Raw genomic sequence first — 14,994 nt, forward strand, 5'->3', positions numbered from 1 at the left:
CCGCCGTCACGGGGACGGTCGCGCCGAACGGCTCCTGCCGCATCGACGAGGAGTGCCTGGGCGGCACGTGTCATCTCACCTCCAGCTGTTCGGGGTGGTGCGCGAGGGACCTCGCCGAGGGGGAACCTTGCATGTCGGTCATGCAGCAATGTGGCCCCGGCCTCTGGTGCGACGAGCTCAAGAACAGCTGCGTCCGGCAGTCGCCGGGCGCGGCCGGCGCGCCATGCGACGGGGCCTCGCCCGAGTGCGACGTGGGGCTCTATTGCGATGCCGGGGTCTGCAGAGAGAAGCTCGCCGCGGGCGGAGACTGCACCGACACGCTGAGTGCGTGCGCCAGGGGGACCACCTGTCTGGTGGCCACGAACAGCTCGCTCTGGTGCGTGCCCTACGCAGGGCTCGGGGAGGCCTGCGATCCGCGGTGGAGCTGGCCGTGGTGTGCCCGCGGGACGTACTGCGACGGCACGACCGCCCGGTGCGAGGCCGACAAGCTGCCGGGAGGCAGCTGTGCCGACTCGGACGAGTGCCTGAAGGGCTACTGCGACTACGCGACTGCCCGGTGCGTCGCGCTGAAGGCGGCGGGTACGCCGTGCACCGCGCATCGCGAGTGCGCGAGCGGGTTGTGCGACAGCGCGTCCCTCGTGTGCAACGACTGGCTGACCTTCTGCGCACCGTGACGGGTCTCAGCGCGACGCGCGTCGGTGACTCGGTCCTGCAGGAGGCCCGTTGACGGGCAGCTCCAGGCCGAAGATCCTGGGCGCGGGTGGTCCGCTGGGCGGCGGCGGTGCCGTTCGCTCGGTCGGGCTGCGACGCAGCCCAGGGTCTGGCGTCGACACACCTCGGACTCGATACTCCCACCTCGACGGCAGGTGACGCACAAGGGTTCGGCCGGACCTGCGGACGCGTGGATTGTCGACCCGCCCCCGGGTCACGTGTGCCCCCGGGACCTCTCGCACAGCATTTTCACGGCGCTACGCAGTACGGCGGCGTTGTGGATCATTTGTGGACAAAGGAACTCATCGCGAAACTCGCCGGGAGCGTGCCCCACCCGAGCCGACGCTCATGGACGAGCCGCCGGTGGTCGTCGAGCTCGCCAGCGGCGCGCGAGCCCATGGCGCGAGGCCGCGCGCCGCCGAACCGTCCGGGTCGTCTACCCGGACTCGCAGTGGACCCGGGTCGAGGCGGCGCCGGGGCGTGTGCGCAGCTCGCGTCCACCCGCTCACCTCATGTCACGCCGGGTGGGAAGGCGCACTCACCGTTCACGCATCCGTTCCGTTACAGTGCGCTCACCCTCGGTGACGACCGCGCTACGCGCGCGGGCGCGCCGCCCCGACCGCCGCCGTCCGCCTCCCGGAGCGCTCTCGTGAAGAAGGCTCTTCTCCTGTCCCTCCCGCTCGCGCTCGCCGCGTTCGCCGCCGGTCACGTCGCCGGGCGCCGCTCCGTCGTCCCCGGGCTGCTCGACGCGGCCCGGCCGGCGGGCCCCTCCGTCGCCACGTTTCGCGGCGGCGCCGTGGGGCGCGCCGACGTCGAGGCGCTCCTCGCGCGCCACCCCGAGGCGTTCCGCGCCCAGCTCCGCTCCCCGGAGGCGCGCAAGGCGCTCGTCCAGGATCTCGTCCGGCGCGAGCTCCTCGCGCGCGAGGCGGAGCGCCGCGGGCTGCAGCGCGATCCCGAGTTCCTGCGCCGCTACGAGGAGGAGCTCGCGCGCGCGCTCCTGGAGAAGGAGGTCGACGCGCCCCAGCGCGACGCCGAGCCGACCGACGCCGAGCTGCGGGCGTTCTACGACGAGCACCGCGCGTCGCTCGCCCGGCCCGAACGCGTGCGCCTCGCGGCCGTCTCCTGGCTCGCGCCCGCCGGCGACGCCGCCCGGCGCCGCGAGAAGCGTGCCCGCGCGGACGCCGCGCTCGGGCGCCTCCGGGGCTCCAAGGATCCGTTCCTCTTCGGCGACCTCGTGCGGACCGAGTCCGAGGACGCCGAAGCGAGGCGGACTGCGGGGGAGCTGCCGCCCCTCACGCGCGAGGAGCTCGCGCAGCGGCTCGGCGCCGAGGTCGCGACCGCCGCGTTCGGCGACGAGGCGCCCACCGGGGTCCTGCCGCGGGTCGTCGAGACCGCGGGCGGGGTCCACGTCGTGAAGCTGCTCGGGCGCGAGGCCGGGTACGCCCCGGCGCTCGAGGAGGTGCGCGACGCGATCCGCGCCCGCCTCGTCTCGGAGCGCCGCGCCGCCGCGCGCGCGGCGTTCCTCGAGCGGATCTGGAAGGACGCCGCCGTCTCGCTCGACACCCAGGCCATCGAGCGGCTCTCGGTTCCGTGAAGCTCCCGGAGAAGAACATGCGACGCGCCATCACCCTGGCCCTCGTCCTCCTCGCGGCCGCGTGCAGCCGCGGCGCGAGGCAGGACGCGCCCGCCGGGCGCACCGACAAGCTCGTCCGCGCGCGCAGCGCGGTCTCCGGCCAGTACCTCGTGGTGCTCGACGACGCGGTCGCCCCCGCGGACCTCGCCGCCGCGGCCGCGGACCTCGCGCGCCGGCATCACGCGAGCGTCCTCCACGTCTACGGCGCGGCGCTCCACGGCTTCGCCATCCGCGCGTCCGCCTCCGACGCGCAGGCCCTCGCTTTGGAGACCCGGGTGCGCTTCGTCGAGGAGGACGGCCGCGTGCGGGCCGCCGCGGTCGCGACGCCCGGGCCGGTGCCGAGCGTGCTGGCCACGACGGCCACGCCGCCCGTGACCGGCGCCGGCGTGGACCTGTTCGTCCTCGACACCGGCGTGCGCCTCGACCATGTGGCCTTCGGCGGTCGCGCGACGGCCGAATGGCCAGCCGGCAGCGACGGCGCGGACTGCAGCGGACACGGCACCTGGGTGGCAGGCCTCGCCGCGGGGACGCCGTACGGCGTCGCGCCGGGGGCGCGCGTTCGTTCGGTGAGGATCCTCGGGTGCGACGGGGCGGGCGAGGTCTCGACCCTCGTCGCCGGCCTCGACTTCGTCGCGAGGAACCGCGCCGGCCCCGCCGTGGCGCTCGTCGCTTCGGCCACGGGGCCGTCGCCCGCGCTCGACGCCGCCGTCGCCCGGCTCGTCGAGGTCGGCCTGCCCGTCGTCGCCGCCGCCGGCAACGCGGGGGCCGACGCGTGCGAGGAATCCCCGGCGCGCGCCGGTGGAGCGATCACTGTGGGCGCGGTCGGCGCGGCGCCGGGCGGGGCGGCGACGCCCTGGACCTCGCTCGCGCTCTCGAACGGCGGCCCTTGCGTGGACCTGCTCGCCGAGGGCGAGCAGCTCTCCTCGGCGTGGAACCTGGACGCCGCGTCGACGTACGCGATGAGCGGCACCTCGGGCGCCGCGGCGCGGGTGGCGGGAGCCGCGGCGCTGATCCTCGAGCGCCGTCCCGACGCGACCCCGGCCCAGGTGGCCGCGGCGCTCGTGGGCACCTCGCGCAGTGGCGGGGTGGAAGATCTCGCCGCCGGGACCCCCGACCGCGTGCTGGACGCCGAGCGCGTGCGGACGCCGGGACCGCCGGATCGGACCGCCCCCACCACCGCCATCGTCGTCCCGGCTCCCGGCGCGACGCTCGGCGGGATGGTGAGGCTCGAGGCGACCGCGTCGGACGACGTCGCAGTGACGAAGGTGGAGCTCCTCGTGGACGGCGCCTGGGTCGGGGCGGCGGACGCGGCGCCCTACACGGCGCCCTGGGACACGGCCCGCGTCGCGAACGGTCCGCACACCGTCTCGAGCGTCGCCTACGACGCGGCCGGAAACGTGGCGGCGAGCGCGCCGGTGGAGGTCGTGGTCGAGAACCCCGGCTTCGCCATCTTCGACGCGACCCTCGGCGCGCCCCGCTGCGCCGCGCCGGGCCCGGTCTGCGACACGGGGCCCGTCGTGCTCGGCCGCGGCCAGGTCGGCCCGGAGCGGAACGCGCCCAACACCATTCACTCTATGTGCGTGGACGGCGCGGGCGGCGCCTTCCACCTCGACGAGTCCATCGACGCGATCCGCATCTCCACCCCGGACGGCGGCGCGCTCGCGGTGGGGAAGGCGGCGGAGATCCACGTCGGCGTCTTCGCGTACGCGGACTTCGCGGCGGATGCGCTCGACCTGTTCGCGGCGCCGGACGCCGCCGCTCCGACATGGCGTCACCTGGCGACGCTCCCGCTCGCGAAGGCGGGCGCACAGGAGCTCGTGTACGTCACGACGCTCGAGCCGGGCGCGCACCAGGCCATCCGCGCCGCGCTGCGCTTCGGCGGGCACGAGGCCCAGCCCTGCACGGACGGCCTCTACGACGACCGCGACGACCTCGCGTTCGAGGTAGCCGACGGCGAGGCGGACCGCACGCCGCCCGAGGTGGCCGTGGTCGAGCCGACCACGGGCACGACCGTGGGGGGTCGCGTGACGCTCGCGGCGACCGCCACCGACGACCGCGGCGTCGTCGGTAGCGTCGAGTTCCTGGTGGACGGAGCCCGCGTGGGCTCCGCGGACGCGCCGCTCTCCAGCACGACGCGCTACGAGGTCGCGTGGGATGCGTCCGGGGCGGCGGACGGCGTCCACTCCCTCGTCGCCCGCGCAGTGGACGGCGCCGGGAACGTGCAGGACAGCGCGCCGCTCTCGTTCCGGGTCGGCGACGTAGAGCCGCCGCAGGTCGAGCTCGTCGCGCCGGCCGCGGACGCGTCGGTGCGCGATGTCGTGACGCTCGAGGCCGCCGCGACCGACGACCGCGGCGTCGCCGAGGTCGCCTTCCTCGCGAACGGGGCGGCCGTCGGCTCCGCGACCGCGGCGCCGTGGCGCGCCACCTGGAGCACCGCCGCGTTCTCGCGCGACGTGGTGCTCGTCGCGCGAGCGCGGGACGCGGCCGGCCACGTGACGGAGAGCGCGCCGGTGCCGGTGTACGTGGACCGCCAGCCGCCCTCGGTCGCGGTGACTTCCCCGCAGGACGGCGTCGTCGTGAGCGGCCAGCTCGAGGTCGTGGCGAGCGTCTCGGACGATCGGCGCGTCCGCCGGGTCGAGCTCCAGGTGGACGGCGTGAAGGTGGCCGAGGACGGCCAGAGCTACCCCACCTCGACGATGAGGCTCGTCTGGAACAGCGGCACCTTCGCGAACGGAGTGCACGCGCTCGTCGTGGTCGCCGAGGACGCGGCGGGGAACGTGACGCGGAGCGCGCCCGTCTCGGTGGAGGTGAACGACGCGACCGCGCCGTCGGTGGCGATCTCCGCGCCCGCGGACGGCGCGAGCTTCCGCGCGCCGTTCGACCTCGTCGCGACGGTGACGGACGACGGGATCGTCGCCCGCACCGAGGTGTCCGTGGACGGCGCCCTCGTCGCGACCGACGCGACGCCCCCCTACGTCACGACCGTCGACACCGCGTCGCTCGAGGAGAGGGAGCACAAGCTCTCCGTGACGGCGCTCGACGGCGCCGGCAACACGGCGTCCAGGGAGATCGCTTTCTGGGTGGACCGCACGCCCCCGACGGCGGAGCTCGTCGCCCCCGCGGCGCCCGCCACGGTGAGCGGCACGTACGTGCTCGAGGTGCGCGCGGCGGACGCGCAGCGGGTCGCGCGCGTGGACTTCTACCTCGGCGCGGCGGTGCTCGGGAGCGTCGCCGAGGCGCCGTACCAGCTCTCGTGGGACACCGCTGCGTTCGACAACGCCGACCTCGACGTCACGGCCATCGCCTACGACGCGGCCGGCAACGAGGCAGTCACCGGCACGGTGCGCGTCACGGTCCGGAACCGCACCACGGCGGACCCCGACGCCACGCGCGGCGCGCCGGCCTGCGCGCTCCCGGCCTCCTCCTGCTTCTCGGGCACGCTCGTCGAGAGCCGCGCCACGATCGAGGGTCGGCCGGAGCGCGGCGCGCCGAACACCCTCGACGGCTGCCCGGACGGCGCCGCCGGGAAGTACCACGTGGACGAGTCGGTGGACGCAATCACGGTCCGTACGCTCGACGGCGCCGTCCTCGCGCCGGGCAAGCCGGTGCAGGTGGACGTGCGCGCCTTCGTGGTCTCGCCGGAGCTCGACCGGGTGGACCTCTATTACGCCGCGAACGTGAACGATCCCGCCTGGACGCCCATCGCCACGCTCGCGCCGCCCGCGGCGGGGCTGCAGACGCTCTCCGCGACCTACACGCTGCCGACCGGCCCGCTCCAGGCGGTCCGCGCCGTCCTTCGCTACGCCCAGTCGTCCGCGAGCGCTTGCTCGGACGCCACGGTCGCGGTCTACGACGACCGCGACGACCTCGTCTTCGCGGTCTCGGAGCCCGGGGTGGACGCGACGCCGCCGCTCGCCTCCATCGCGACGCCGCCCGCGGGCGCCGTCGCGCACGGCGAGCTGCCGGTCCGCGTCGCCGCCTCGGACGACCGCGGCGTCGCCTACGTGGAGCTCGCGGTGGACGGCGCCGTCGTGGCGAGCGACACATTGGCGCCGTACGAGCTCGCCTGGGACTCGAGCCTGCACGCGGACGGGCTCCACGCGCTCACCGCCGTCGCCCACGACACCTCCGGCAACGTCTCGACGAGCAACCCGGTCTTCGTGACGGTGAGCAGCGCGCCCAACGCGGCGCTCGATCCGGCGCGCTCCGCCCCCGCCTGCCTCGTGCCCACGAGCTTCTGCGACACGGGCGCGCTCGTCGCGGGGCGGGACACGCTCGGCCCCGAGCCCTACGCGCCGAGCACCATCGCCTCGTCCTGCCCCGACGGCGACGCGGGCGCCTACCGGGTGGACGAGTCCATCGAGCGGATCGAGCTCCGGACCGAGGACGGGCGCGCGCTCGCGCCGGGGGTCCGGGCGCGCGTGGACGTGACGGTGTTCGCCGCGCACCCGTTCGACGGCGACGCGCTCGAGCTCTACCACGCGACTCGCGCCGGCGCGCCCGCCTGGCGGCTCCTCGCGACGCTCCTGCCGGCGCGCGCCGGCGAGCAGGTGCTCTCGACGACGCTCGTCGTGCCCCCCGCCGGCCTGCAGGCGCTCCGCGCGCGCTTCCGCTACGGCGGCGAGCCCGGCGCCTGCGGAACGACGGTGGTGTGGACGGAGGTGGGGGGCGTGCGGACGCGCCGCGTCGTCTCCGGCCTGTACGACGATCACGACGACGTGGTCTTCGCCGTGCCGTTCTCGCCCAACGCCGCCCGCGACCGGGCCCTCGGCGCGCCGCGCTGCGCCGACCGGCGGTTCTACTGCGACAGCGGGGCGCTCCTCGACGGTCGGGGGAGGCTCGGCCCGGAGGACGATCCTCCGAGCACGCTCGCCCGGAGCTGCGACGACGGCGCGGCCGGCGCGTACCACCAGGACCCCTCCGTCGACGCCATCCGCCTGTGGGTCCCCGACGCGACGCCGCTCGCCGCAGGGAAGGAGGTCCAGGTCGAGGTGGACGTGTTCGGCGCCGACACCTGGGCGTCCGACGCGGTGGATCTCTGGTACACCGCCGACGCGCTCGCGCTGCGGCCGGCCTGGACGCGCGTGGCGGCCCTCGTGCCGGCGAGCGCAGGGCCGCAGTCGCTCGGGGCGACCTTCGTGCTCGAGCCGGGCACCGTCCAGGCGGTGCGCGCCATCTACCGCGACGCCTCGGCGCCGCAGGAGGTCTGCTCGGTCGGGCCCTTCGTGGACCACGACGACCTCGCCTTCGAGCTCGCCCCCTGACGACCGCGGGCCGCCCGCGCGCCGGCGCGGCGCGGGCGGTCAAATGTGGACCCGTTCCGTCAGGAAATATCCAAGGAAATTCGCGGACCTCCCCTTGACGCCCCGAGCCGGTCGCTGCTACGACCGCGCTGCCGCGCGCCTTTTCGTCACCCCCAGGGAGGCACCGAAATCCCGATGTACAAGATCGTTCGCCGCGAAGCGTTTTCCGACACGACCTTCCTCTGGGAGGTCGAGGCCCCCGACGTCGCCGCCTCCGCCCAGCCCGGCCACTTCGTCATGCTCCGCCTCCGCGAGGGTGGCGAGCGCATCCCGCTCACGGTCGCCGACTACGACCGCAAGGCGGGGACCATCACGATGGTCGTCCAGACGCTCGGCAAGACGACCCGGGAGATGATGACCGACTTCGCGCAGGGCGACAGCTTCGTCGACTTCGTCGGCCCGCTCGGCCTGCCGCAGCACATCCAGAAGTACGGGCACGTCGTGCTCGTCGGCGGCGGCCTCGGTGTCGCGCCGGTCTACCCGCAGCTCCGCTCCTTCAAGGAGGCGGGGAACCGCACCACCGGCGTCATCGGCTTCCGGAACAAGGACCTCGTGTTCTGGGAGGACAAGTTCAAGAAGTACTGCGACGACCTCGTCGTCTGCACCGACGACGGCTCCTACGGCAAGCCCGGCTTCGTCACCGCGGCGCTGAAGGAGATCCTCGAGAAGGACAAGCCGGACCTCGTCGTCGCCATCGGGCCGCTCCCGATGATGAACGCCTGCGTCGAGACCACGCGGCCGTTCGGCGTGAAGACGATGGTGTCCCTGAACGCCATCATGGTGGACGGCACCGGCATGTGCGGCTCCTGCCGCGTGACGGTGGGCGGCAAGGTCGCCTTCGCCTGCGTCGAGGGGCCGGACTTCGACGGCCACAAGGTGGACTTCAAGGAGCTCCTCTCCCGCCAGAAGCGGTTCAAGAGCCAGGAGCAGCGCGCCAGCGAGGACTACGCGCACGTCTGCAACCTCGAGAAGCAGCTCTTCGAGGAGAACAAGAAGAACTACCGCAAGATCAAGGACCTCCTCCCGAAGCAGACGCACATGCCCGAGCGCGACGCGCTCGACCGGTCGCGCAACTTCAAGGAGGTGAACCTCGGCTACGGCCTCGAGGACGCCCTCCAGGAGGCCGAGCGCTGCATCCAGTGCGCGAAGCCGACGTGCGTCTCGGGGTGCCCCGTCCAGATCGACATCCCGGGCTTCATCAAGCACGTCGCGATCCGCGACTTCGACGGCGCGCTCGAGGTCATCAAGCAGGCGAACGCCTTCCCGTCGGTCTGCGGCCGCGTCTGCCCGCAGGAGTCGCAGTGCGAGGCGCAGTGCGTGATCGGCAAGAAGGTCGAGTCGGTCGGCATCGGCCGGCTCGAGCGCTTCGTCGGTGACAACGCGACGCCGAAGCCCGTCGCGCCCCCGCGCTTCGCGAAGAAGCTCGGCAAGGTCGCCATCTGCGGTTCCGGCCCCGCCGGCCTCTCCGCCGCCGCCGACCTCGTGAAGTACGGCGCGGACGTGACCATCTACGAGGCGCTGCACGTCGTGGGCGGCGTGCTGCAGTACGGCATCCCGCCGTTCCGCCTCCCGCGCGACATCATCGCTCGCGAGGTGAAGCAGCTCGTCGACCAGGGCGTGAAGATCGAGACCAACAAGGTCATCGGCAAGACCTTCACCGTCCCGCAGCTCATCAGCGAGAAGGGCTACGACGCGGTGTTCCTCGGCGTCGGCGCGGGCGCGCCGGCGTTCATGAACATCCCCGGCGAGTCGGCGAGCCAGGTCTACTCGGCGAACGAGTTCCTCACCCGCGTGAACCTGATGGGCGGCAACGTCTTCCCGTTCAAGGACACGCCCGTCACGCTCGGCAAGAGCGTCGCCGTGGTCGGCGCCGGCAACACCGCCATGGACTGCCTGCGCGTCGCGAAGCGCCTCGGCGCGCCGACCGTCCGCTGCGTCTACCGCCGCACCGAGGCGGAGGCGCCGGCCCGCATCGAGGAGCTCCGCCACGCGAAGGAGGAGGGCATCGAGTTCTTCTTCCTCCACGCGCCGGTCGAGATCTACGCGGACGCCGACGGCAACGTGACGGGCATGAAGGTCGAGGAGATGGTCCTCGGCGAGCCGGACGAGAAGGGGCGCCGCAAGCCGGTGCCGACCGGGAAGTTCAAGGACCTCGACTGCGACACCGTCATCGTCGCCCTCGGGACCAAGGCGAACCCGATCGTCACGCAGTCCACCCCGGGCATCGCGCTCAACAAGTGGGGCAACATCGCCGCGGACGACGGCCAGCTCGACTCGACGCAGTCGACGAACCTCCCCGGCGTGTTCGCGGGCGGTGACATCGTCACCGGCGGCGCGACGGTGATCCTCGCCATGGGCGCCGGCCGCCGCGCCGCGAAGTCCATCGCGACGTACCTCTCCAGCGGCAAGAAGTGGCCGCTCACCAAGGAGGACGTCGCCGCGTTCAAGCCGATGGCGCCGCTCCCGGAGACCGCGCGCTTCGCCGGCGCCTCCGCCGCGGCGGGCGCGCTCGAGACCCCCGGTCCGACCTGCCCGAAGTGCCACCGGCCGGTCGAGGGCGACGAGGCGTACGTCTGCTGCGCCGGCTCGACGCTGCAGTGGCGCTGCGACGACTGCGGCAAGGTGAGCGAGGGCTTCGCCTTCCCGTACGGCATGTGCCCCGCGTGCGGCGGCAAGCTCGCCGCCCTGGAGCGCGGCAAGGTCGAGGACGCCGCGGCCCAGGACGCCATCCGCGTCGCGTTCGAGATCGAGCTCGGCGGCATGGCGTTCTACAGCCGGGCTGCCAAGGAGACGCCGGACGCCGGGCTGAAGGCACTGTTCGGGAAGTTCGCCGCCATGGAGCAGGAGCACATGGCGACGCTCTCGCGCCGCTACCACGCGGACATGCCCGCGCCGTCGGCCGACTTCAAGGTCGAGCGCGCCGCGATCTACGCGGGCATCGCGAACCGCCCGGAGGATCCGGCGAACCTGTTCCGGATCGCGATCGCCTTCGAGGAGCGCGCGGTGAAGTTCTTCACCGAGCGCGCCGAGAAGACCGTGCCGGCCTCGGCGGAGCGCCAGCTCTACAAGGAGCTCGCGGCGGAGGAGCGGGAGCACGTCGACCTGCTCACCACCGAGTTCGAGCGCTGGAAGCTGGGCAAGCCGGGGCTCCTCTAGCCTCGTGACGGACGGGCGGTGCGCGGGAGCTCGCTCTCGCGCACGCGCCTCGCACCTCGACACCGTGCGGCGGGCCGCCCTCGCGAGAGGCGCGGCCCGCGCCGTTCGTGAGGCCCGCTGACGGGCGACGGGCGCGCCGCGCGCGCGTGGCCGAACGCCGCGGGGATCCCCAAGCTAGATGGGAACCCTCACGTGGAGGACTCCCGCGGCGGCGGACGATGTCGCGGCCGACGTGCGCGCCAGGCGCGTCCGCCGTGCGAGCGGGATCCTGCGTCCAGGGCGAGCGGCCGTCGCCTCGAGGGGCGCGGCCCGTGCTGGCCCCCTGTCCTCCTTCGCCGCCGGGGCTCCCCTCCCTTTGCTCCCGCCGCGCGGGAGGGCAGGGGGACGGTACAGCGCCGGTGCCGTCGCGACCGCCGTGAGGAGCCGCCTGGCTCCTCGCGAGGCGGGGCGGCCAGCCCGGTTCGCTGGGCGTGGCGACGCGAGGGGAGGGCGCGGCGAGAATCCGCGCACCTGCGGCGCACTCGCGCATAACCTGCGCGGAGTCCGCGGAAAGTGGACGGCGCGCGCACCGAGATCCTCGGCAGGTCCGAGCCTCCGGACTCTCCGGGCTCCTGCTCCGCGAGGACCGGTCCAGCGCAGCTGATCTCACGCAAGACCGCGAGATCCCGGGCGAGGCATGGTGCTCCTGGGGGCGGGGACGCGGCAGGGAGCCGCAGCGGGCGAGCGTCCCGGCGACCGCTCCCGCGCGGATTATTCCTAGCGATCCCGGCGTTCTGCCGGTGGCCCGAAGATGGCAGGGACGCCACGTGGCCGTCGCGGCCGTGCCGCGATGGCCTGGGCTCACCTGTGGGGCCCAACCCGATGTTCGGGTCGCCCGCTTCCGGCGGGAGATCCGGCGTGTCGCCGGATCGTTTCGGAGGGTTCGCGTCGATGAAGAGGCTCCTGAACCAGCTCGCATCCCTGAAGCTCGCCGTGATCCTGCTCGTGCTGCTGCTCATCGGGCTCGCGGCGGGGACGATCATCGAGTCGTCGAGGGGCGCGCCCGTGGCGGCGCGGACCGTCTATTACGCCTGGTGGTTCCTCGCGCTGCAGGGCCTGTTCGCGGTGAACCTCATCGCGTCGATCCTGTCGCTCGCGCCCTGGGGCAAGCAGCGCATCGGCTACCTCATCACCCACACGTCGATCATCGTCATCTTCCTCGGCGCGGGGCTCACCTACTTCTTCAAGACCGAGGGGCAGCTCGGGCTGTGGGAGGGGCAGAGCGCCGGCGAGATCGCCGCCCTCGACGCGAACGGGCAGCCTTCGGCGGCGCACGAGCTCCCGTTCCTGGTGAAGCTCGACGACTTCGAGGTCGAGAACTACCCCGGGACGATGCGGCCCTCGCAGTTCCGCAGCCGCATCCACGTCACCGACCGTGAGACCAAGGAGACGTTCGCGGCCGAGGTCTGGATGAACCACCCGCTGCACTACCGCGGGTACAGCCTCTTCCAGTCGAGCTACCAGCAGGATCGCGACCCGCAGACGAACGAGGTCACCCGGGAGGCGACGGTCCTCTCCGTCTCGAAGGACCCGGGCCAGAACCTGGTCTTCGTCGGCTACGCGTTCCTCGTGCTCGGCATGATCGTCGTGCTCGGCACCCGCATGGCGGAGGCGAAGAAGCGCGGTCAGCTCGAGCGCATGCTCGCGGGCGACGACGCCGGCAGCGCGCGCCCCTCGGGCCGCGCCGGGAAGACCGCCGCTGCGATCGCGCTCGCGCTCTTCGCCTCGGCCGGCTCGGCGCAGGCGCCCGCGCCCGCGCCCGCGGCGATGGACGGCTGGGCCAAGGTCGACGCGATGCGCCGGCTGCCGGTCCAGCACGACGGGCGGACCATGCCGCTCGACACGCTCGCCCGCGAGGCGGTCTGGAACGTGACCGGCTCGTACACCTGGAACGGCGAGGACCCGGTCGTCACCGTCGCGCAGTGGCTCTTCGACCCGATGCGCGCGGCGAACACGCCCCTCGTCCAGCTCGGCAGCCCCGAGCTCGCGGTCGCGGTGGGGCTCCCGGGCGGCACGAAGTACGCCTCCTTCGCGCAGCTCGTCTCGAGCCAGCGCGTCCTCGGCATCATGCAGCAGGCGCGGCAGGCGGCGATGTCCGACCGGCCGCGCACGGGCGTGCTCGCGCAGGCGGAGAAGCTCGAGGAGCGGCTCGTCTGGATGCAGGGCTTCCTCGAGAAGGACAAGCTCCGGGCCATCCCCGTGGCGGGCAAGCCCCGCGCGCGCTGGGGCGTGCCGCAGCCGATGAGCACCGTCGACGACCTGGTCGCGCTCTCCACCGGGCCGCGCCTCGACGGCTGGCCGTCGCCGCAGGCGATCGACCGGGAGATCCTCTACAAGAAGGTCCGCGCGACGCGCGTCGCCTGGATCATCCTCCTGGGCGCGCTGGTGGTCTCGCTCGTCGCCTGGAACCGCAAGTCGAAGCTCCTCGAAGGCCTCGCGTTCGCCGGCCTCCTGGGCGGCTTCGCGGTGATGACCTGGGGCATCGCGATGCGCTGGGCGGTCGCCGGGCGCATCCCGGCGTCCAACATGTACGAGTCGCTCTTGTTCCTCGCGTGGGGCGTCGGGCTCTTCGCGGTGGTGGCGCTCCCGGTGCTGCGGAACCGCCTCGTCGTCCTGAACGCCAACGCGATGGCGGCGCTCACGATGGGGCTCACGGACCTCCTGCCCATCGACCGCTTCATCCACCCGATGCCGCCGGTGCTCTCCGGCACGCCGTGGCTCGCCATCCACGTGCCGATCATCATGATCGGCTACTCGGTGCTCGCGCTCGGCGTCGTCATCGCGCACATGCAGATCGGCTTCACGATCTTCGCGCCGCGCCGGACGGATCTCACCGTCCGCATGTCCGACCTCAACTACTGGTACATGCTGGTCGGCTCGATCCTGCTCATCGCCGGCATCCTCACCGGCTCGGTCTGGGCGGCGTCGTCGTGGGGCCGCTACTGGGGATGGGATCCGAAGGAGGTCTGGTCGCTCGTCGCGTTCCTCGCGTACATGGCGATCGTCCACGGGCGCTTCGACAAGCTCATCGGCCAGTTCGGCGTGGCGGCGCTCTCCATCATCGCCTTCCAGACGATCCTCATGACCTACCTGGGCGTGAACTTCGTGCTCGGCACGGGCCTGCACTCGTACGGCATGGGCGATTCTCCGGTGGTGAACTGGATGATCATCGTCGCGCTCGCCGAGGCGGCGTTCGTGACCTGGGGCTTCCTCGCGCACCGCAAGCAGGAGCAGGCGCTCGGGACGTCCACGGCGGCCTGAGCCGCTCGCCAGCCTCGCCTCGTCCAAGGGCCGGTCCGGGTGCTCCGGGCCGGCCCTTCTCGCGCCCGGCGTCCTGCGGGGCCGTCACTTTCGGTGCGTTCACCCGGGGCCTGTCGAGCAGCCTTCGAGGGTGAACCCCGTGAAGGGAGCGGCCAGCGCACGACTCCGCACACACCGTGCGCGAGGCAAGCGACCGGGCAGGCCATCGCTCGAAGCTCCGGTGAGCGGGATATGGATCGGGCGCTCGCATGGGGGCTGTCATGCGATTTTCCTGTCATCGCTGCGGCGAGCGCTTCGCGACGTCGAGCGAGCCCGTGGCGGGCTGCGTCTATCAGGTGCCGTGCAGGTGCGGGCACAGCACCTTCGTGCTCTCGTTCGACCCGACCATCGCCGAGCCGCCGGAATCCAGCCCGCCGCGGTCGCCGCTCGCCATGGAGCGGATGACGTGGATCGCCATCGGACCTCCGCTTCCACCGAGCGTCTCGGAGGATGCGCCGTGGGTGGAGCCCCTCTCCGACGACTCGGTCGAGCCGCCGCGCCTCGCGCAGCGCGACCCCGACGCGCCCCCGGAGGAGGCGGACGCTCCGGTCCCGCCGGCTCCCGTGCCGTTCGGCGCCGCCGCGTGGCGCTTGATCACCGAGGGTTCCTCCCGCGGCGCCGTCGTGGCCCTGGGGCTGCGCGCCTGGCTCGTCGCTCGCGCGCACCCCCGCGCGACCCTCGCCGCGTCCACCGCGGGCGGCGCCCTGGTGGCGGCGGCGACGGTCGCCGCCCTGTCGACGGCCCTCGCGGCCGGGGCCGCGCCCGCCAGGACCCCGGCGGCGAGCCGGGAGCCCGTGGCGGCGCTGGCGGTCGTGGCCGGAGGCGGCGCACCGACGATCGCGGCCGCCGAGG

General features: G+C 73.6%; 6 protein-coding genes and 1 pseudogene. 6 read left to right on the forward strand and 1 reads right to left on the reverse strand.

Annotation, left to right across the window (positions count from 1 at the left end; all coding sequences use genetic code 11):
* Positions 1–131 precede the first annotated feature (131 nt).
* The 5 genes from MNY60_RS07035 (at position 132) to ccsA (ending at position 14,103) form a co-directional block, all read left to right on the forward strand.
* Positions 132–674 (forward strand): hypothetical protein, encoded by a 543-nt coding sequence (locus MNY60_RS07035; protein ID WP_242360262.1) that lies wholly within the window; start codon positions 132–134, stop codon positions 672–674.
* Positions 675–1,360: 686 nt separating this feature from the next.
* Complete coding sequence (locus tag MNY60_RS23695) at positions 1,361–2,305, forward strand: peptidylprolyl isomerase (RefSeq protein WP_308197116.1); 945 nt, start codon at positions 1,361–1,363, stop codon at positions 2,303–2,305.
* Between the two features lie 17 nt (positions 2,306–2,322).
* The gene (locus MNY60_RS07045) at positions 2,323–7,608 is read left to right on the forward strand and encodes an Ig-like domain-containing protein (RefSeq protein WP_242360263.1); all 5,286 of its coding nucleotides are present in this window, start codon (positions 2,323–2,325) and stop codon (positions 7,606–7,608) included.
* Positions 7,609–7,782: 174 nt separating this feature from the next.
* Positions 7,783–10,803 carry an NADPH-dependent glutamate synthase gene (gltA, locus tag MNY60_RS07050; RefSeq protein ID WP_242336847.1) on the forward strand — a complete coding sequence of 1,007 codons (3,021 nt, stop codon included), beginning with the start codon at positions 7,783–7,785 and terminating at the stop codon, positions 10,801–10,803.
* Positions 10,804–11,733: 930 nt separating this feature from the next.
* The gene (gene ccsA, locus MNY60_RS07055) at positions 11,734–14,103 is read left to right on the forward strand and encodes a cytochrome c biogenesis protein CcsA (RefSeq protein WP_242336850.1); all 2,370 of its coding nucleotides are present in this window, start codon (positions 11,734–11,736) and stop codon (positions 14,101–14,103) included.
* 331 nt (positions 14,104–14,434) lie between these two features.
* Here ccsA and MNY60_RS23700 read toward each other — a convergent pair whose 3' ends face one another.
* Positions 14,435–14,560, reverse strand: coding sequence for a hypothetical protein (locus tag MNY60_RS23700; RefSeq protein ID WP_255821625.1), 126 nt, complete (start codon positions 14,558–14,560; stop codon positions 14,435–14,437).
* Positions 14,561–14,603: 43 nt separating this feature from the next.
* Here MNY60_RS23700 and MNY60_RS07060 point away from each other — a divergent pair.
* Positions 14,604–14,994 (forward strand): annotated as a pseudogene (locus tag MNY60_RS07060) (hypothetical protein); the annotation flags it as partial.

The sequence above is a fragment of the Anaeromyxobacter sp. SG17 genome (assembly GCF_022690695.1).
GTDB lineage: Bacteria > Myxococcota > Myxococcia > Myxococcales > Anaeromyxobacteraceae > Anaeromyxobacter > Anaeromyxobacter soli.

What these genes read in the sequence shown, in the direction of transcription:
- MNY60_RS07045 (WP_242360263.1), top strand. Translation starts at nt 2,323, where the DNA reads ATGCGACGCGCCATCACCCTGGCCCTCGTCCTCCTCGCGGCCGCGTGC.
- gltA (WP_242336847.1), top strand. Translation starts at nt 7,783, where the DNA reads ATGTACAAGATCGTTCGCCGCGAAGCGTTTTCCGACACGACCTTCCTC.
- MNY60_RS07035 (WP_242360262.1), top strand. Translation starts at nt 132, where the DNA reads ATGTCGGTCATGCAGCAATGTGGCCCCGGCCTCTGGTGCGACGAGCTC.
- MNY60_RS23700 (WP_255821625.1), bottom strand. Translation starts at nt 14,560, where the DNA reads ATGGCGATCCACGTCATCCGCTCCATGGCGAGCGGCGACCGCGGCGGG.
- ccsA (WP_242336850.1), top strand. Translation starts at nt 11,734, where the DNA reads ATGAAGAGGCTCCTGAACCAGCTCGCATCCCTGAAGCTCGCCGTGATC.